General features: G+C 67.9%; 20 protein-coding genes. 12 read left to right on the top strand and 8 right to left on the bottom strand.

The features are described from left to right. The first annotated feature begins 20 nt into the window (after nt 1-20). From trxB to C6W92_RS08775, 3 genes are all read left to right on the top strand, one after another. Nucleotides 21-965, top strand: coding sequence for a thioredoxin-disulfide reductase (trxB, locus tag C6W92_RS08785; protein WP_129432619.1), 945 nt, complete (start codon nt 21-23; stop codon nt 963-965). 148 nt (nt 966-1,113) lie between these two features. Beyond that, a complete protein-coding gene (locus C6W92_RS08780) occupies nt 1,114-2,178 on the top strand; it encodes a FliG C-terminal domain-containing protein (RefSeq protein WP_129432618.1) in 1,065 nt (354 codons plus the stop codon). A gap of 98 nt (nt 2,179-2,276) precedes the next feature. Then, the gene (locus C6W92_RS08775; protein WP_129432617.1) at nt 2,277-2,531 is read left to right on the top strand and encodes a DUF167 domain-containing protein; all 255 of its coding nucleotides are present in this window, start codon (nt 2,277-2,279) and stop codon (nt 2,529-2,531) included. A gap of 15 nt (nt 2,532-2,546) precedes the next feature. Here the strand turns inward: C6W92_RS08775 and C6W92_RS08770 are convergent, their stop codons facing one another. Then, nucleotides 2,547-3,461: a rhodanese-related sulfurtransferase gene (locus C6W92_RS08770; RefSeq protein ID WP_129432616.1), complete on the bottom strand. Its 915-nt coding sequence runs from the start codon at nt 3,459-3,461 to the stop codon at nt 2,547-2,549. Nucleotides 3,462-3,556: 95 nt separating this feature from the next. Here C6W92_RS08770 and pncA point away from each other — a divergent pair, with 95 nt between their 5' ends. The 3 genes from pncA (at nt 3,557) to C6W92_RS08755 (ending at nt 5,556) form a co-directional block, all read left to right on the top strand. Continuing rightward, nucleotides 3,557-4,153, top strand: coding sequence for a bifunctional nicotinamidase/pyrazinamidase (gene pncA, locus C6W92_RS08765; protein WP_129432615.1), 597 nt, complete (start codon nt 3,557-3,559; stop codon nt 4,151-4,153). Between the two features lie 73 nt (nt 4,154-4,226). After that, complete coding sequence (locus tag C6W92_RS08760; protein WP_347232794.1) at nt 4,227-4,778, top strand: uracil-DNA glycosylase family protein; 552 nt, start codon at nt 4,227-4,229, stop codon at nt 4,776-4,778. Continuing rightward, nucleotides 4,771-5,556 (top strand): SseB family protein, encoded by a 786-nt coding sequence (locus C6W92_RS08755; RefSeq protein WP_129432613.1) that lies wholly within the window; start codon nt 4,771-4,773, stop codon nt 5,554-5,556. The genes C6W92_RS08760 and C6W92_RS08755 overlap by 8 nt, the downstream gene beginning before the upstream one ends. A 257-nt stretch (nt 5,557-5,813) precedes the next feature. Here C6W92_RS08755 and C6W92_RS08750 read toward each other — a convergent pair whose 3' ends face one another. The 6 genes from C6W92_RS08750 to C6W92_RS08725 are packed head-to-tail and all read right to left on the bottom strand — an operon-like array spanning nt 5,814 to nt 12,365. Continuing rightward, nucleotides 5,814-6,746, bottom strand: a complete 933-nt coding sequence (locus C6W92_RS08750) for a glyoxylate/hydroxypyruvate reductase A (RefSeq protein WP_104019552.1) — start codon at nt 6,744-6,746, stop codon at nt 5,814-5,816. A gap of 4 nt (nt 6,747-6,750) precedes the next feature. Continuing rightward, nucleotides 6,751-7,890: a rod shape-determining protein RodA gene (gene rodA / locus C6W92_RS08745; protein WP_129432612.1), complete on the bottom strand. Its 1,140-nt coding sequence runs from the start codon at nt 7,888-7,890 to the stop codon at nt 6,751-6,753. Beyond that, nucleotides 7,887-9,830 carry a penicillin-binding protein 2 gene (mrdA, locus tag C6W92_RS08740; protein ID WP_129432611.1) on the bottom strand — a complete coding sequence of 648 codons (1,944 nt, stop codon included), beginning with the start codon at nt 9,828-9,830 and terminating at the stop codon, nt 7,887-7,889. The genes rodA and mrdA overlap by 4 nt, the downstream gene beginning before the upstream one ends. Next, entirely contained in the window at nt 9,827-10,366 is a 540-nt protein-coding gene (locus tag C6W92_RS08735; RefSeq protein WP_164989204.1) for a rod shape-determining protein MreD, read from the bottom strand. The genes mrdA and C6W92_RS08735 overlap by 4 nt, the downstream gene beginning before the upstream one ends. Continuing rightward, complete coding sequence (gene mreC, locus C6W92_RS08730) at nt 10,359-11,285, bottom strand: rod shape-determining protein MreC (protein WP_129432610.1); 927 nt, start codon at nt 11,283-11,285, stop codon at nt 10,359-10,361. The genes C6W92_RS08735 and mreC overlap by 8 nt, the downstream gene beginning before the upstream one ends. A gap of 33 nt (nt 11,286-11,318) precedes the next feature. Beyond that, on the bottom strand, nt 11,319-12,365 hold the full coding sequence (locus C6W92_RS08725; protein WP_104019548.1) for a rod shape-determining protein: 1,047 nt from the start codon (nt 12,363-12,365) through the stop codon (nt 11,319-11,321). Nucleotides 12,366-12,626: 261 nt separating this feature from the next. On the opposite strand from C6W92_RS08725, the gene ybgC reads away from it, so the two are divergent. Beyond that, the gene (gene ybgC / locus C6W92_RS08720; protein WP_129432609.1) at nt 12,627-13,040 is read left to right on the top strand and encodes a tol-pal system-associated acyl-CoA thioesterase; all 414 of its coding nucleotides are present in this window, start codon (nt 12,627-12,629) and stop codon (nt 13,038-13,040) included. Here the strand turns inward: ybgC and C6W92_RS08715 are convergent. Further along, nucleotides 13,013-13,723: a redoxin domain-containing protein gene (locus C6W92_RS08715; protein WP_129432608.1), complete on the bottom strand. Its 711-nt coding sequence runs from the start codon at nt 13,721-13,723 to the stop codon at nt 13,013-13,015. The two genes, ybgC and C6W92_RS08715, sit on opposite strands and share 28 nt — an antisense overlap. Before the next feature lie 268 nt (nt 13,724-13,991). Between C6W92_RS08715 and C6W92_RS08710 the strand changes: the two genes are divergently transcribed. The 5 genes from C6W92_RS08710 (at nt 13,992) to tolB (ending at nt 18,508) form a co-directional block, all read left to right on the top strand. Further along, nucleotides 13,992-14,711: a response regulator transcription factor gene (locus C6W92_RS08710; protein WP_241691109.1), complete on the top strand. Its 720-nt coding sequence runs from the start codon at nt 13,992-13,994 to the stop codon at nt 14,709-14,711. A gap of 153 nt (nt 14,712-14,864) precedes the next feature. After that, nucleotides 14,865-15,560, top strand: a complete 696-nt coding sequence (gene tolQ, locus C6W92_RS08705; RefSeq protein WP_129432607.1) for a protein TolQ — start codon at nt 14,865-14,867, stop codon at nt 15,558-15,560. 2 nt (nt 15,561-15,562) lie between these two features. Next, a complete protein-coding gene (locus C6W92_RS08700) occupies nt 15,563-16,036 on the top strand; it encodes an ExbD/TolR family protein (RefSeq protein WP_104019544.1) in 474 nt (157 codons plus the stop codon). Nucleotides 16,037-16,052: 16 nt separating this feature from the next. Beyond that, nucleotides 16,053-17,183, top strand: coding sequence for an energy transducer TonB (locus C6W92_RS08695; RefSeq protein WP_129432606.1), 1,131 nt, complete (start codon nt 16,053-16,055; stop codon nt 17,181-17,183). After that, nucleotides 17,180-18,508 (top strand): Tol-Pal system beta propeller repeat protein TolB, encoded by a 1,329-nt coding sequence (gene tolB / locus C6W92_RS08690; RefSeq protein ID WP_129432605.1) that lies wholly within the window; start codon nt 17,180-17,182, stop codon nt 18,506-18,508. The genes C6W92_RS08695 and tolB overlap by 4 nt, the downstream gene beginning before the upstream one ends. Nucleotides 18,509-18,524 lie beyond the last annotated feature (16 nt).

Below are 18,524 nucleotides of genomic sequence, written 5' to 3'. Positions count from 1 at the left end.
TTTTCAACGAAAGAGCAGCCATGCCCAAGACACGCCACACCAAGTGCCTCATCATCGGGTCCGGCCCTGCGGGCTATACCGCTGGCGTCTACGCCGCCCGCGCCATGCTGGAGCCGATGCTGGTGCAAGGGATCGAGCCGGGTGGGCAGCTCACCACCACCACCGAGGTGGAGAACTGGCCCGGCGATACGGAGGTGCAGGGCCCCGACCTGATGGTGCGCATGGAGGCCCACGCCAAGGCCATGGGCTGCGAGATCGTGGGCGACATCATCACCGACCTCGACACTGAAAGCCGCCCCTTCACCGCCAAGGGAGACAGCGGCGCGACCTACACTGCCGATGCGGTGATTCTCGCCACGGGTGCCCGCGCGAAATGGCTGGGACTGGAGAGCGAGGAGGCGTTCAAGGGGTTCGGTGTGTCGGCCTGCGCAACCTGCGACGGCTTCTTCTACCGCGGGCAAGAGATCGTGGTGGTGGGCGGCGGCAACACTGCCGTCGAAGAGGCGCTGTTCCTGACAAATTTCGCCTCCAAGGTCACTCTTATCCACCGCCGCGACGAGTTGCGCGCCGAGAAGATTTTGCAGGATCGGCTGTTCAAGCACCCCAAGATCGAGCCGCTGTGGTTCCACACGCTCGAGGAGGTGACCGGCACCGACAACCCCAAGGGTGTCGAGGGCGTCAGGGTGAGGCATGTCGAGACTGGCGAGATCACGGAAATCCCCTGCAAGGGCGTGTTCATCGCCATTGGCCACGCCCCGGCGAGCGAGCTTGTGAAGGGCAAGGTAGAGATGCATCACGGTGACTATGTGCGCGTCGAACCGGGTAGCACCCGCACCTCGGTTCCGGGGCTTTTCGCCGCCGGTGACCTGACCGATCATATCTACCGCCAAGCGGTCACCAGCGCCGGTATGGGTTGCATGGCCGCGCTCGACGCCGAGAAATTCCTCGCCGAACAGTACGGCTGAACGTAGGGTCGGGGGCGCTGCCTCCGCCAGCCGTGCGGGGCGACTCCCCGGAGTATTTTGACCAAAGAGAAATCGTGGTCGCGTTCAGGCTTTGTTGACGGATCGTGCCCTATGCTCGCGCAAGGATCGGGGCAACGGGGACCGAGGCATGAACGCACCACCCGCACGGATCGAGGGGCCGCGTCCGCGCGGCGCGGCGGCGCATCTGTCGCGTGCGCAGAAGGCCGCGATCATCGTGCGCTTCCTGATGAACGAGGGGGCGGACGTGTCCCTTTCGGATTTGCCGGACGAATTACAGGGACGACTGACCACGCAGATGGGGTCGATGCGCTATGTGGATCGCGGCACGTTGGCCGATGTGGTGGCCAAATTCGCCAATGAACTCGAAGGGATGGGTCTGACCTTTCCGCGCGGCCTGCCCGGTGCGCTGTCGGCGCTCGACGGGCGGATCAGCCCACAGACCGCTGCCCGCCTGCGCAAGGAGGCGGGTGTGCGCCAATACGGCGACCCCTGGGAATTGGTGAAGGCCACCGATCCCGAAACACTCGTCCCCATCCTCGAAGCGGAAAGCGCCGAGGTCGCCGCCGTGATCCTCTCCAAGCTCGACGTCGCACGCGCCGCCGATCTGCTCGGGCGGCTGCCCGGTGCGGCGGCGCGGCGCATCACCTACGCCATTTCGCAGACCGGCTCTGTCTCGCCCGAGGCGGTGGACCGCATCGGCCTCGCCCTCGCGGCGCAGATACAGGACGTGCCGCAGAGTGCCTTTGCCGACGGGGCGGTGGAACGGGTGGGCGCGATCCTCAACTACTCGGCCGCAATCATCCGCGACGAGGTGCTCGAGGGTCTTGAAGACACCGACGAGGATTTCGCCGCGCTGGTGCGACGTGCGATTTTTACGTTCCTGCACCTGCCCGACCGCGTCAATCCGACCGATATCCCGCGCATCCTGCGCGAGGTGGATCAGCCTGTGCAGGTCGCCGCGCTGGCCGGGGCGCTTGATGGCGCGCTGGCCCCGGTGGCCGAATTCCTGCTGTCCAACATGTCGAAACGCATGGCTGACGCGCTGCGCGAGGAAATCGCGGAGCGGGGTCGCGTGCGCCCGCGCGAGGCCGAGGCCGCGCAGACCGAGATCGTGAACGCCGTGCGCCGGCTCGAAGCGGCGGGCGAGATCAGCCTCTTGCAGCCCGACGAGGATGGCGATGGCGGCGGGTAGGGCCACCCGGCGAACGCGGCCTCCGGCTCTCGACTGCGGGGGTCGGGCGTGCCATCATTGCCGTCGGTAGCGACCTGGACGCGAGGAGGCGTGTCAGCATGGATCACCCCGACCTGGGCCATCTCGCGGCGCCGGGCACCCGCTTTTCCCTGCGGGTGACGCCGCGGGCCTCGCGCGCGCGGATCGTGGCGGAGGGGGACAGCCTGCGTGTCTACGTTACCGTGCCGCCCGAGGAGGGCAAGGCGAATGCCGCGGTGCAGGCACTTCTGGCAAAGGCCATCGGGGTGCCGAAAACGCGGCTCAGGCTGGTGCGCGGGCAGGGTGCGCGGGACAAGTTGTTCGAAGTTTTGTGAGTAAATTCAGCCGGTTCAGCCCTCGGCCATCCATCGGATATGCCGCTCGCCGCGCGCCGCGGCGAGGGTGACCTGTTTCTGCCGTTCGCGAAAGCGGGCCTTGTCCTCGGCGCTGGTCTCGTGGGTGCAATGGTGGCAGGCGACACCGGCCTCGTACTCGGGGCGGGCGCGGTCCTCGGGCAAGATAGGGCGGCGGCAGGCATGGCAGAGCACATGCGGCCCGGCGCGCAGCCCGTGTCCCACCGACACCCGCCCGTCGAAAACGAAACACGCGCCGCGCCACAGGCTCTGTTTCTCGGGCACCTCCTCGAGGTATTTCAGGATGCCGCCCTTGAGGTGATAGACCTCCTCCACCCCCTGGCTCAGAAGGTAATTCGTTGATTTTTCACAACGAATTCCGCCGGTGCAGAACATCGCCACGCGCTTGTTGTGAAACCGGCCCTTGTTGGCCTGCCACCACGCGGGGAAATCGCGAAAGCTATCGGTGCCGGGGTCCACGGCCCCTTCGAAGCTGCCGATGGCCACTTCGTAGGCGTTGCGGGTGTCGATCACCGCGACATCGGGGGCCGCGATCAGCGCGTTCCACTCGGCGGGGGCGACATAGTGGCCGGTCGCGGCGCGCGGATCGACATCGGCGACCCCCATCGTCACGATCTCGCGCTTGACGCGCACCTTCATGCGGCCGAAGGGCGGGGTGGCGCTGTAGCTGTCCTTCCACGCGAGCTCGGCGCATCCGGGCAGCGCGCGGAGATGGTCGAGAACGCGGGTAACACCCTTCCAAGGCCCGGAAATCGTTCCATTAATTCCCTCTCGCGCGAGCAGCAATGTGCCGCGCACCTCTTCGGATTCGCACAAGCCGAGAAGCGGTGCGCGCAGGGCGGCGGGGTCATCGAGACGGGTGAAATGATAGAGTGCGGCGATCCGGTACATGGGGCTGCATTTACGCGTGCAGGGACGTGCGGGCAAGGGCCGGGATTGACGCGGGACGACCCGCGTCCTAGCCATGTGGCGCGAAGGAGGCGGGCATGACGGCTGCATTATTGGTGATCGACGTTCAGAACGATTTCTGCCCCGGGGGCGCGCTGGCGGTGCCGGGCGGGGACGAGGTCGTGCCGAAGATCAACGCCTTGATGACTGATTTCAAAGAGATAATCCTGACGCAGGACTGGCACCCCGCCGGGCATTCCTCGTTTGCCTCGGAGCACCCGGGCAAGGCGCCGTTCGAGACGGTGGAGATGGAGTACGGCACCCAGGTGTTGTGGCCGGACCATTGTGTGCAGGGGAGCCATGGTGGGGCGTTTCATCCGGATCTCGACACGGCCCCCGCGCACCTGATTATCCGCAAGGGTATGTCATTGAAAATAGACAGTTATTCTGCGTTCTTCGAGAATGACCGGGCGACGCATACCGGGCTTGACGGATATCTTCAGACGCGCGGGGTCACAAAGCTGGTGATGGTTGGGCTGGCCACGGATTTCTGCGTGCAATTCTCGGCACTTGACGCGGCCAAGCTGGGCTACAGGGTCACAGTGCGGCGCGATCTGTGCCGGGCAATCGACCTCGACGGATCACTCGCGCAGGCCGAGGTGGCGATGCGCGAGGCGGGGGTCACGCTTGACTGAACCTACAGGTTCGGCGCGCGAACCGCACGGTTCGCCGCAAACGGCGCTCGGTGCCGAAATCCGGTCTTGTCGTTTGTGTGCCGATCGATTCGCCGCGACCGAGACGGCGCACGCGCCGCGCCCGGTGGTCTGGTTCCGCCCCACGGCGCGCATCCTGATCGCGGGGCAGGCGCCGGGGCTGCGGGTGCATCGCTCGGGGCGGCCCTTCGACGATCCGTCCGGCGAGCGGCTGCGGGACTGGCTGGGAGTGAGCCCGGCGGAGTTCTACGACCGCGACCGGGTGGCCATCGTGCCGATGGCGTTCTGCTTTCCGGGCTACGATGCCAAGGGGGCCGATCTGCCGCCGCCCGCGATCTGCGGGCAGACATGGCATGACCGGGTGATGGCGCATCTGCCGGACGTGGCTCTGACCGTTCTGGTGGGTGGGCACGCGCATCGCTATCACCTTGGCACGCGGGCGGGGGTGACCGAGACGGTGCGCGGCTGGCGCGACCATGCACCGCGCAGGTTTCCCTTGCCGCACCCGTCCTGGCGCAATAGCGCGTGGCTGAAGAAGAACCCGTGGTTCGGCGACGAGGTGCTCCCGGCGCTGCGGGGCGCGGTGAGAGAGGTTCTGGGTGGCTGAGATGACCCCGCTGGATGCCGCGCACGCGGCGATGGAGACCGCGCCGGGCGACGAGGGCGCGCGGCTGCGATTCTACGAGCGGCTGGCGGCGAGCGAGTTGTGCCTGCTGCTGACACGCGAGGCGGAGGGCGACCGCATCGACCCGGTGGTGATCGCGCCGGAGGGCGGCGATTGCGTATTGGCATTCGATAACGAAGCGCGGCTGGCGGAATTTGCCGAGGGGCCCGCGCCCTATGCCGCGCTGTCGGGGCGGGCGCTGGCCGGGATGCTGGCCGGGCAGGGGCTGGGGCTGGGGCTCAACCTCGGGGTGGCGCCGTCGGCGATACTGCTGCCTGCGCAGGCGATGGACTGGCTGACGGAGATGCTGGCGGAGGCGCCCGAGGAGGTCGCCGCGCGGCCGGTGGAGTTCCGCGTGCCCGGCGGGCTGCCCGAGGCGGTGCTGCGCGCGCTGGATGCGCGGCTGGCGGGCATGGCCGGCATGGCGCGCGCCGCGTGGCTGGTGGCGGCGCGCTACGAGGATGGCGCGCAGGGGCATTTGCTGGGCTTTGTCGGGGCCGCGCCGGGCGCGGAGCGCGCGCTGGCGCGGGCGGTGTCGGAGGTGCTGGCCTTTTCCGGGCTGGAGGCGGCGGCGCTCGACGTGGGTTTTTTTGACGCGAGCGACCCGGTGCTGGCGCGGATGGCGGGCTGCGGGCTGCGGTTCGATCTGCCGGAGCCGGAGGTGCGGGCCACACCGGCGGCGCCGGGGTCGGACCCGGAGCGGCCGCCACGGTTGCGGTAGGGGAGCGTGGCCTTGAACGGTCATCGGGCAGCGGTCGGGGAGCCGCGCAGTGCCCGACCGCGGGGGGGCGCTCAAACGCTTGTGGTCTTCACTTTATGGTGCAAGATACTTCAACGATTGTGCAGGTTTAGGCGTTTCAAAAGCGCCCGCCCGGGGGGCGGTCGGGCGCTGCGCGGCGGCGTGCAAGCACGCCGTGATTCCGCGCGGGATGGGTGACGAATGGGAGGAACGGGCCAGTCCCGCCCTGGCCTCCCCCGTCAATACCCCGCGTCGCGGTCCACCAGGTGCAGGAGTGGCTCGCCCGCCTCGCCGCGGCGGATGTTCTCGGCGATGACCTGCGCCGCCGTTTCGGGCCGCGTCTCGGAGGCGATGTGTGGCGTGACCGTCACGCGGGGATGCGCCCAGAAGGGATGGGTGGGCGGCAGCGGTTCCTCGCGGAAGACATCGAGCGTGGCGTGGCCGATATGGCCCGTGTCGAGCGCGGCAATGAGCGCGTCGTCGTCGATCAGCGGCCCGCGCCCTGGGTTGAGGATCACCGCGCCCGTGGGCAGGAGGGCGAGGCGCGCGGCATTCAGCAGGTTCTCCGTCTCGGGCGTGAGGGGCAGCAGGAGGACGAGGATATCGGCCTCTTGCAGGGCCGTGCGCAGCCCGTCCTTGCCCGAGAGGCAGCGCAGGGTGTCGATCGACTTGGGTGTGCGGCTCCAGCCGGTCACGGCAAACCCCAGCGTGGCGAGCATCTGCGCGCAGGCGGCCCCGAGCGCGCCGAGGCCCAGAACGCTGACCCGGCGATCCGAGGCCAGCGGCGGGGCGTCGGGACGCCAGACCCCGTCCTGGTGGAGGATGTGGGTATCCATCCCGAGATGGTGGCGCAGCGCGTGGCCGGTGACCCATTCCACCATGCCGCTCGTCAGCCCGTGATCGACCATGCGCGCCAACGGGATATGCAGCGTCGGATTGGGCACGATATTTTCCACCCCGGCCCAGAGGTTGAGCACCGCGCGGGCGCGGGTGAAGGGGGTGAAATCCTGCACCGGGCTGTCGGGGGCGTAGACGATGTAATCCACCTCTTGGGGCGCGATGTCGGTGGCGAGGTGGGCGGTGACGCCTGCGCGGTCGAGCGCGCGGCGCAGCGGCGCCTCGTAGGTGGTCCACCGCGTGTCACCGGCGGCAAAGAGGATGTTGGCGGTCATGGGATTACCTCGGTTTGTGGACATGCGCGCTTTGCACGAGGCCGAAGCCAAGCATCAGCACCAGCATCGCCGAGCCGCCATAGCTGACCAGCGGCAGCGGCACGCCGACCACCGGCATCAGCCCCGTGACCATCGCCATGTTGACGGCGAAATACAGGAAGAACGTCATCGCCACCCCCAGCGTCAGCAGCGACGAGAACCGGTCGCGGTTGGTGAGCGCCGAGGCCACGCAGAACACGATGACGAGGGTGTAGAGCCCCAGGAGCGAGGCCGCGCCGATGAAGCCGAATTCCTCGGCCAGCGTGACGAAGATGAAATCGGTGTGTTTTTCTGGCAGGAAGTTGAGCCGCGTCTGGGTGCCCTGCATGAAGCCGCGCCCCGTCCAGCCGCCCGAGCCCAGCGCGATCTTGGACTGGGTGATGTGATAGCCCGCGCCGAGCGGGTCGCTGTCGGGGTTTAGGAAGGTGTCGATGCGGCGGTACTGGTAATTCTCCAGAAGCTGCCAATCGGTGCCGCGACTGGTGAAGACGGCAAAGACGGCGCCCAGCCCCAGCGCGATCACGGTCGCGAAATAGGCCCAGTGGACACCCGCAACGAACATCATCGCGCCGCCGCCCAGCACCAGCAGGATCGAGGTGCCGAGATCGGGCTGGCGCAACACCATGCCCACCGGCACGAGGATGACCGTAAGCGGGATGAGCACCCAGACGGGCCGGGAAATCCGCGACATGGGCAGCCAGTCGTAATAGGCGGCGAGCACCATGACGAGGGTGATCTTGACCAGTTCGGAGGGCTGGATGCGCATGACGCCCAGGTCGAGCCAGCGTTGCGCGCCCTTGCCCTCGATGCCTATGAGCGCCACGGCCACCAGCAGCGCGAGCGAGGCGAGATAGGCCAGCAGCGACATGTTGCGCCAGAACCAGATCGGAACCAGCGCCACCACGATCATCCCCGCGAAGCCGGCGGCGAAGCGTTTCATCTGTGGCTCGGCCCATGTCGAGAGCGATCCGCCCGCCACCGAGTAGAGCATCAGGAAGCCGATGGAGGCCACGCTGGCCAGCAGGATGGCGAGCGGCCAGTTCAGGTACAGGATCTTTCGCGGGCCCGCGGGGACCGACTTTACGGTATGTTCGAGATAGCTCATGCGCGGTCGCTCGTTTCCGTGGCGGGGCGCTCGCGCTCGCGGCGCAGCTCTTCCTGCAGGGTGCGGATGCGCGGGCGGTCGGAGGCGGGGTAGGCAGAGAGCGGGGGATCGCCGCCATAGAGCGCCTGAAGCATGATGTCGCGCGCGATGGGCGCCGCCGCGGTCGAGCCGCCGCCACCGTGCTCGACCACCACCGACAGCGCGAAACGCGGCGCGTCGTGGGGGGCGAAGCTGACGAAGAGGGCGTGGTCGCGCTGTTCGCGGGGCAGGTCGGAGTTGGAGCGCACGCCGCCCTCGCGCTCTGACGTGGAGATATTGCGCACCTGGCTGGTGCCGGTCTTGCCCGCGAGGCGCAGGCTGTCCTCGGCGATGCGGCTGCGATAGGCGGTGCCGCGGGGGCTGTTGCTGACGGCGAACATGGCGCGGCGGATTTCGCGCAGGTGATTTTCGTTGAGGCCGAGGCTGTCGCCGTGGCCGGTGGGCTGATCCACCCCGTCGATGGATTTCACCATCCGCGGAACAACCGCCCGCGAGGTGGCGAGCCGCGCCGACATCACCGCGAGTTGCAGCGGTGAGGCGAGCACGAAGCCCTGGCCGATCGCGGTGTTGGCGCTGTCGCCGACCATCCACGGCGTGCCGCGATAGGCCAGCTTCCACTGCCGCGAGGGGGCGAGCCCCTCTGCCACGCTGGTCATTGGCAGGTCGAACTGCACCCCGATTCCGAACCGCTGCGCCATCGCCGAGATGCCCTCGATGCCGACGCGCATCGCCATCTCGTAGTAATAGACGTCGCAACTGTTGCGCAGCGAGCGGTGCAGGTCGACATTGCCGTGGCCGCCGCGTTTCCAGCAGTGAAAGCGCCGCCCGCTGACCTCCTTGAAGCCGGGGCAGTAGACGGTTTCGTTGTAATCGACGAGCCCGGCCTCAAGCGCGGCAAGCGCGGTCACCATCTTGAAGGTGGAGCCGGGCGGATAGATGCCCTGCACCGCCTTGTTGGGCAGCGGGCGCAGCGGGTCGTCGAGCAGAGCGCGGTAATTGGCGCTGGAGATGCCGCGCACGAAGAGGTTGGGATCGAAGCCGGGGCTGGAGGCGCAGACGAGGATATCGCCGCTCTCGCAGTCGAGCATCACCGCCGCCGCCCCCTCGCCGCGCAGCCGCGCATGGGCATAGGTCTGGAGCGCGTTGTCGCAGGTGACCTGGACATCCGCGCCGGGGCGGCCCTCTTCGCGTTCGAGCTCGCGCATGACCCGGCCGGCGGCGTTGACCTCGACGCGGCGGGTGCCCGCCGCGCCGCGCAGCGAGCGTTCGAGCTCGGCCTCGAGCCCGATCTTGCCGATCTGGAAGCGTGGCAGGCGCAGCAGCGCCTCGGGGGCCTCCAGCCGTTCGATGTCGCGCGCGCTGACATCGCCGACATAGCCGATTGTGTGGGCATAGGCCGCGCCCAGCGGGTAGCGGCGCGACAGCCCCACCTCGGGCATCACGCCGGGCAGGGCGGGGGCGTTGACCGCAACGCGGGCGATCGCCTCCCAGTCCACGCGATCGGCCACCGTCACCGGTGTGTCGCCGCGCAGCTCGACCAGGTCGCGGCGGGCCTTTTCCAGCTCTCCCGCCGCTATATCGACCAGCCGGGCGAGCCGGTCGAGCACAGCCTCGGCGTCGCCCGCCTGTTCGCGCGTGATGGTGATTCGGTAGCTGGGCACGTTCTCGGCGATGACGCGGCCCTCGCGGTCGAAGATGCGGCCGCGCGCGGGGGCGAGAAGCTGGAGGTTGATGCGGTTCTCGTCGGCCAGCAGGCGGAACTCGTCGGCCTGATCGACCTGAAGGTGGTTCATTCGGAACAGCAGTGCGCCCAGCACCGCCACCTGCGCACCACCGAGCACGAGTGCGCGCCGCGTGACGCGGCGCTGGCCTTCGGCGCGGTCGCGGGTGGGGCGTCTCATGTCGTCTGCCTCCCGGTTGCGAGTTCACCGGGCACGCGCTTGCGCACCCCGAAGACGAGATGAGACAACGCCGCCACCAGCGGGTAGGCGATGAGGGTCGCGAAAAGCTGCATCAGGTTGAGCCCGAGCGGAGCCTGGTCCACCAGCAGAATGGTCATCACCAGGCGGTACGCGAGCGTCATCGCCGCCAGCGTGCCCGCCACCGTCGCCCATTCCGCAAGGAAGGTCAGGTCGCGCAGCGCGGGCGCGCGGTGGCGCAGCGTTTCGCAACCAACGAGTGTCAGTGCCGCCCACAGGCCGGGGGGGCGCTGCAACAGAAGATCCATCGCCAGCGCCAGCCCGGCCACGAGAAGCGGAGGCACGTATTCCGGCCGCCGCACCGCCCAGGCAAAGGCGAGCGCGAGGAACAGGTCCGGCCCCGCCAAGCCCGGCGGAGCCATGTCGAGCGGCAAGAGCCGCGCGAAGACGAGCGCACCGGCCAGCGCGGCGAAGAGCGCCCGCATGAGCCACAGGTGAAGCGTGCCGGTTCTAGCCATTGCCACCCTCTGCCGCTGCCTGCGGCGCGGGGGCCGGGGGCGCCGGGGCAGTCGCGGGGGAGGTGGGGGCGATCAGGTCGCCGGGATCGTCGATCCGTTCGTGATCGTAGCTGCGCAGCACGCGCAGGAATTCGAGCCGTTCGTAATCGGCGGCGACGCGCACCCGCATCCGCCCGCCGGGGTCGGCCACCACCTGCCCGACAGCGAGCCCCGCCGGAAACACCCCGCCATCCCCCGAGCTGAGCACCCGGTCGCCGGGGCGGATCTGGTCCGGGTTCTCGATGAAATCCAGGAGCGGCGCGGGAGAGTTGTCGCCGATCACCAGCGCGTGCTGCCCCGAGGGCTGGATCGTCACCGGCAAGCGGCTCGACGTATCGGTGAGCAGGATCACGCGCGCGGTATTCTGCCCCAGGCCAGAGATGCGCCCGACGAGCCCGAGCCCGTCCATCGCCGCCCAGCCTTCCATGATGCCGTCGCGCGCGCCCACGTTGAGCAGCACCGATTGCCGGAAGGGCGAGCCGCTATCGGCCATCACCACGCCGGTGACATAGGTGAGCTGCGGATCAAGCTGCACGTTGTTGAGATCGAGCAGGCGGGCGTTTTCCTGCTCCAGTTGCAGCGCCGCTTCCTTCCATGCCTTCATCTGCTGAAGCTCGCGGCGCAGCTCGCGGTTTTTTTCGTACATGCGCTGGTAGGACTGGAAATCGCGCAGGATGTGGACCGCGCCGGTGACCGGCGCCATCGCCCAGTCCATCGAGGGCACGACCCGGTCCACCACCTGTGCGCGAAACCGTTCGACCCGCGGGCTGTCGATGCGCCAGAGCAGGAAGATTCCGACAAGGCAGACAAGCAGAACCCCGAGGAGCAATCGCCTCAGCGGGCCCCGGTAGTCGTTGCTCTGTCCGCGGTCGCTGGCCACTGGCAACCCCTTTAGCGTTAAAAGGTGGGCCGGTTAACTGTCGTAGTCAATCGCGTGGCGCAGCTGTTTCTCGAATTCGAGCGCCTTGCCGGTGCCCAGTGCCACGCAGTTGAGGCTGTCATCGGCGATCGAGACGGCGAGCCCGGTCTGCTCGCGCAGCGCCAGGTCGAGATCGCCCAGAAGCGCCCCGCCGCCCGTCAGCATCACCCCGCGATCGACGATATCGGCGGCGAGGTCCGGCGGCGTCGCCTCGAGCGCGGTCATCACCGCCTCGGTGATCTGCTGCACCGGTTCGGCCAGTGCTTCGGCCACCTGCGCCTGGCTGATCTCGGTCTCCTTGGGCACGCCGTTCAGGAGGTCGCGCCCGCGCACCCGGATCGACGCGCCGCGCCCGTCATCGGGCATCCGCGCGGTGCCGATGGTGGTCTTGATCCGCTCGGCGGTGGATTCGCCCACCAGCAGGTTCTGCTGGCGGCGCAGGTAGTTGATGATCGCCTCGTCCATGCGGTCGCCGCCCACCCGCACCGAGCGGGCATAGACGATATCGCCGAGGGACAGCACCGCCACCTCGGTGGTGCCGCCGCCGATATCGACGACCATCGAGCCGGTGGGATCGGTGATCGGCATGCCCGCGCCGATGGCCGCGGCGATGGGCTCGGCGATGAGCCCGGCCCGGCGGGCACCGGCCGACAGCACCGACTGGCGGATGGCGCGTTTCTCGACAGGGGTGGCGCCGTGCGGGACGCAGACGATGATCTTGGGCTTGGAGAAGGTCGAGCGCTTGTGCACCTTGCGGATGAAGTGCTTGATCATCGCCTCGGCGGTGTCGAAATCGGCGATCACGCCCTCGCGCATGGGCCGGATGGCCTCGATGCTTCCGGGGGTGCGGCCCAGCATGAGCTTGGCGTCCTCGCCCACGGCGAGCACCCTCTTGACCCCGTCCTTGACGTGGTAGGCCACGACCGAGGGCTCGTTGAGGATAATGCCGCGGCCCTTGACGTAGACGAGTGTGTTTGCGGTGCCGAGATCAATCGCCATGTCCGAGGAAAAGAAGCTCGGAATTCTGTCAAACATCGCCATCTGTGCCCGTATCCTGTTGCCCCATAGGTGAAAGGCCCCGCGACTCGGGGATGCCCCAGGGCCATGCGTCGTTATAGGGGGCGTGCGGTCCGGGCGAAAGGGCTGTTTGCGGGCGGATCGGCGGGGGGTCGCCGGGGGGACGGGCCCGGGGCACCGCGTCGGGACCATTCCCGGTGCATTCGGCACGAGGCGCTGTCTCATTCGGCTGGACCTGACCGGGTCGCGATCCTAGGCTGCGCCGCGCAACAAGAGAGGCAGGCCATGACCCATCGCTATGCTGTCCAGGTCCATTACGAGGATACCGACATGGGCGGCATCGTCTATCACGCCAATTTCCTGAAATTCATCGAGCGCGCCCGTAGCGCGTGGGTGCGCGATCTGGGGCTGGACCAGAACGCCATGCGCGAGGCGGGCACCGTGTTTGTCGTGCGGCGGGTGGAGGCGGATTTTCTCGCGCCTGCGCGGCTTGACGACGCGCTCGGGATCGAGACGCGGACCTTGCGCGCGACGGGGGCCCGGCTGGAGATGGCGCAATCGGTATGGCGCGGCGAGGACCTGCTGTTTCGTGCGGTGGTGACGGTGGCCTGCCTGTCGCGGACGGGCCGCCCGGTGCGCCTGCCCGCCGCCATCCTGGGTCAGCCGCAGGATCAGGTTGCGCCGGCCACGCGCAAATAGGGCAGAAGCAGCTCGGACGCGGTGCCGAACTGGCGGATCACTTCCTGCTCGGAGCGGTTGTCGGGGATGATGACCATGTCGCCGCCCTGCCAGTCCGCAGGCGTCGCCGCACCGGTCGTGGCGCGCATCTGCAGCGCCCGGGCGACGCGCAGCAACTCCTCGAAGTTGCGCCCGAGGTATGTCGGGTATTCGAACAGCATGGCCACGTGCATTCCCGGGTCGATGAGAAAGCTCTTGCGGATCGGTCGGGCAGCATCGGCCTTGTCGTGCATCATGCCGAAGAGGCGCGACAGTTGCAGACCGGGGTCGTGGGCGCAGGGGAAATCGACCTCAAGTCCGAAAAGCCGCGCGATATCGCCGTGCCATGCGCACTGTTCACCGAGGCTCGACCCGCTGAGCGCGAGATGTTTGACATTCAATTCCTGCCACTCCTCGGAAAGCGCCGTGATCGACGCCATCTCGGTGGTGCAGACCGGGGTATTGGCCGCCGGGTGGCTGAACAGATGAATCCACGAACCTTCTGCCCATTCCCAGAAATTCAGGTCGCCTTCGGTCGTCTCGACGCTGAAATCGGGAAAGACATCGCCGATCTGCGGCAGCCAGCGCACGGTTTTGCGCAGGGCGGTGGGCAGCCTTATGATCTCATTCTTCGGCCCGCGTGGAGTGAAGAACTGGATACTCATTTTTCTACTCCTTCCTACTTTTTCTTGGCCCCGGCAATTTCAGCCTGTGGTTGTGTTTCATCAGTTATCGCAACGTTAACCATTATTCTTCGAAATTTGTCCGAAATGCGGCAGGGTTGTCTAAGGTTGTGCAAACGCACGCTTGCAGTTTGTGAAATCATAGAGTTGAAATTATTGAAGAAAACTATCCCAAAGGTTGACTGAAGCTGGAATATATGTTAGTCTAATACCTATGATTAATAACACATTTTTCTGAAAGGAGCGATTCTTGGTCGATCTGACCGCCATGATTCTTGACGATGATCATGCGCATACGACCATGGTGGCGGGCTGTCTGAGCAACCAGGGATTTCGGCTCGCGTCATGTCACAAGGCGTTGAACATCCCCACAGCGGTAAAGCGCGAGGCGGTGGATATCTACCTCGTGGGCGACCGCGCGTTGGGGCGGGATGGCTTCGACGTGGTGCGCGATCTGCGCAATGACTCGACCGCCGGCATCCTGATGCTGCGCCAGAGCGCCGACGAGATCGACGCCAACCTCGCGCTCGAGATGGGGGCTGACGACTACATGGTGAAGCCGGTGCGCGCGCGAGAGTTGAGCGCGCGGGTGCGCACGATCCTGCGGCGCACCGTTGTCACGCCCGCGGAAGCGCGCCGCGCGCGCCGGGGGCCCGGAGACTTCCTGCGGCAGGTGGACGATATCGAGATCTGCGACGTGCTGCGCCTCGTGAGAGTGGGCAAGCGTCCGGTCAAGCTCAGCCAGGGAGAGTTCGACGTTCTGATGGTGCTTGCCCGGCGGACCAACGAGGTGCTGTCGCGCGAGCGGATCATCACCGCGGCCCAGGGCGGCGACCGCACGATCAATGATCGTGCGGTGGACGGAATCATCAGCCGCCTGCGCCGCAAGCTGTTTGCCGACGCCGAGGCGGGCGCACGGCGCATCCGCACGGTGCAAGGGCGCGGCTACATGCTGATCGAGCGCGACTGAACGTCCCTTGCAAGCGAATATCCGCCGCAAGCGCGGTCCGTTACGTTCAATCGCGCGTGAGCGGGCGGATGCGCATGGCTTTCCCCTTGGAAATCGGGTAATTTGCCCTTGATAAGGCCGGGAAACGGCCATCCGAGGCATGAAGGCAGGCAAATGGAAGCGGAAACCCTCGCATTGGCGCAGGAGATGGATTTCTCCATGTGGGCGCTGTTCGCACGCGCCACGTTCATCGTGAAACTGGTGATGCTGATCCTGACCATCGCATCGTTCTGGGCGTGGTCGATCATCATTCAGAAGCTCATAACCTATCGCCGCGCGCGCCGCGAGGCCGGCGTGTTCGACCGTCGTTTCTGGTCTGGCGAACCGCTTGACGGCCTGTTTGACGAGATCGGGCCGGACCCCGCCGGGCAGTCCGAGCGCATATTCGCCGCCGGGATGACGGAATGGCGGCGCAGCCACCGCAACGATGGCGAATTGATCGCGGGCGCGGCCGCGCGGATCGACCGCTCCATGGACGTGGCCATCGCCAAGGAGGCCGACAACCTGCAGGGCGGGTTGCAGGTGCTGGCGACCGTGGGCTCCACCGCGCCGTTCATCGGGCTGTTTGGCACGGTGTGGGGGATCATGCACTCCTTCATGGCCATCGCGGCACAGCAGAACACAAGCCTTGTGGTGGTCGCACCCGGTATCGCCGAGGCGCTTCTGGCCACCGCGCTGGGGCTGCTGGCGGCGATCCCGGCGGTGATCTTCTACAACAAGCTGAGCGCAGATTCCGACCGGATCGTGGCGGGCTACGAGGCCTTTGCCGACGAGTTCGCGACCATCCTCAGCCGCCAGTTGGATAGCTGACGATGGGGGCAGGGGTCGTTCAGCACCGGGAGAGCGGCGGGCGGCGCAGGCGCGGGCGCGGGCGCACGCGACCGATGGCCGAGATCAACGTCACGCCGTTCGTGGACGTGATGCTGGTGCTGCTGATCATCTTCATGGTGGCCGCGCCGCTGCTGGTGGTGGGCGTGCCGGTGGAATTGCCGAAAACCGCCGCCAACGCGCTGCCGGGCGAGCAGGAGGAGCCGCTCACCGTGACGGTCGGCGCCGACGGGCGGGTGAGCATCCAGACCACCGACGTGCCGCGCGGTGAACTTTTGCCGCGGCTGCGCGCCATCGCCGCCGAGCGCGAGGGCACGCGGGTGTTCCTGCGCGCCGACGGCAATGCGCCCTACAGCGTGGTGATGGAGGTGATGGGGGCGCTCAACCGCGGCGGATTTGCCAATATCGGGCTGGTGACGGAGACCGGCGGCCCCGCGCTCGACGGGCGGGACGGCTAGGCCGGGGGTGCCGCGGGTGAACACCGGACAGATCATATCGGGAGCGGCCCACCTGGCGGTGATCGGGTGGGTCTTTCTCGGGGGCGTTCTCCAGTCCGATCCGCCGCAGGTGGAGGTGGTCGAGGCGGTGGCGGTGTCGTCCGAGGAATACACCGCCATCATGGCCCGGCAGAGCGCGCCCGAGGCGGTTGCCAATGTCGACACGCCCGCGCCGCCCGCCGAGGGCGAGGCGGCGCCGGCGCTGTCGTCCGGGACCGATGCCGCCCCCGAGGTGAACCGGCCCGAGGTGAGCGATACGTCGCCCCCCGACGCGCGCCCCGAGGTGCCCGAGCGCCCCGCCCCGGCACCGACCGATGTGACCGACACGCCCCCCGCGCTGACCGCTCCGTCCGAGGACACCGCCGCGCTGGTGCCCGAGACATCGCTGCGTCCGCAGCCGCGCCCCGCGCCGCGCGTGGCCCCCGAGCCGGTGGCCCCGTCCGAGCCGGATGTGCGGGTGGATGACGTGGCCCGCCCCGAGGTGGCCCCCGAGGAGGGGGCCGACGCGGTCGAGGATCAGCAGGAGGCGACCGCCCCCGAGGAAGCCACGACCGAGATCGTCACCGAGGCCGAGCGCCCCGAGACCCCGGCGCCCACCGCCTCGGTCCGCCCGCGCGCGCGGCCCACGCGCCCGGCAGAGACGGAAGCCGACACCGAGACAGCGACCGCCCCGACAGAGCCGACCGAACCGACCCCGCCCGACACGGACCGCGACGCGGTCAGCGACGCGCTCGCCGCCGCGCTGGGACAGGACAGCGCCCCGACGGAGCGCCGCCCGTCCGGCCCGCCGCTGTCGGCTGGGGAGAAGGACGCGCTGCGCGTGGCCGTGCAGCAATGCTGGAACGTTGGCAGCCTCAGTTCCGATGCGCTCGCCACCACGGTGGTCGTCGCCGTGAGCATGGCCGAGACTGGCAAGCCCGAAATGTCCAGCATCCGCATGCTGAGCCATTCCGGCGGCTCTGCCAGTGCCGCGCGGCAGGCCTATGAGGCGGCGCGCCGTGCGATCATCCGCTGCGGTGCCGACGGTTTTGATCTGCCTCAGGAGAAATACGCGCAGTGGCGCGACATCGAAATGACATTCAACCCGGAGAAAATGAGGATCAAATGATGCGTTCTTTCCTGACCCTCCTCGCGGCCCTGACGTTCTGGGCGATGCCAGCCACCGCCCAGGAGAATTCCGGCCCGCTCCGGCTCGAGATCACCGAGGGCGTCATCGAACCGATGCCGTTTGCCGTGCCCGATCTCGTGGCCGAGAGTGCGCAGGCGCGCGATTTAGCCACCCGCATCGCGCGCGTCATCGCCGCCGACCTGAGCGGCACCGGCCTGTTTCGCGAGATCCCCGCCGAGGCGCATATCGGCCGCATCACCAATTTCGACAGCCCGGTGCAGTTTGCCGACTGGCGCGCGATCAATGCGCAGGCACTGGTCACCGGGGCGGTGAACCTCGACGGCGCCGGGCGGGTGGTGGTCAAGTTCCGCATCCACGACGTGTTTGCCGGGCAGGAGCTGGGCCGCGGCCAGCAGCTTGTGGGTGAGCCAGACGGCTGGCGGCGGATCGCGCACAAGGTGGCCGACCAGGTCTATTCCCGGATCACCGGCGAGGGCGGTTATTTCGACAGCCGCGTGGTGTTCGTGTCGGAAAGCGGCCCCAAGGGCGAGCGCGCCAAGCGGCTGGCGATCATGGATTACGATGGTGCGAACCTGCGTTACCTCACCGATGCCTCGACCATCGTGCTGGCGCCGCGCTTCTCGCCCACCGGCGACCGGGTGCTCTATACCAGCTACGAGACGGGGTTCCCGCGCATCTACCTGCTCGACGTGGCCGATGTGGGCCGCCGGGCGCTGCCCACCCTGGACGGCACGATGAGTTTCGCCCCGCGCTTTTCGCCCGACGGGCGGACGGTGCTCTATTCGCTGACGCAGGGCGGCAATACGGACCTCTACACGATGGACATCGCCAGCGGTGCCAGCGTGCGGCTGACCAACGCGCCCTCGATCGAGACCGCGCCCAGCTACAGCCCGGACGGCAGCCGCATCGTGTTCGAGAGCGACCGCTCGGGCAGCCCGCAACTCTACATCATGGAGGCGAGCGGCGGCGAGGCGCAGCGCGTCAGTTTTGGCCGCGGGCGCTATGGCACGCCGGTCTGGTCGCCGCGCGGCGATCTCGTCGCCTTTACCAAGCAGGCGGAGGGCCGTTTTCATATCGGCGTGATGCGCACCGATGGCAGCGAGGAGCGGCTTCTCACCGCGTCCTTCCTCGACGAGGGGCCGACATGGGCGCCCAATGGCCGCGTCATCATGTTCACCCGCGAGACGCGGGGAGAACAGGGCGAGGCGCGGCTCTACACGGTGGACATCACCGGCCGCAACCTGCGGCAGGTGCCCACGAATGGCGGCGCGAGCGACCCCTCTTGGGGGCCGCTGCAGGAGTGACCGGCGTGTGCGAGAG

The sequence above is a fragment of the Roseovarius sp. A46 genome, assembly GCF_004126395.1.
Lineage (GTDB): Bacteria > Pseudomonadota > Alphaproteobacteria > Rhodobacterales > Rhodobacteraceae > Roseovarius > Roseovarius nitratireducens.
The sequence above is the reverse complement of the archived record's forward strand: the minus strand, read 5'-3'. Positions and strand labels throughout refer to the sequence as shown.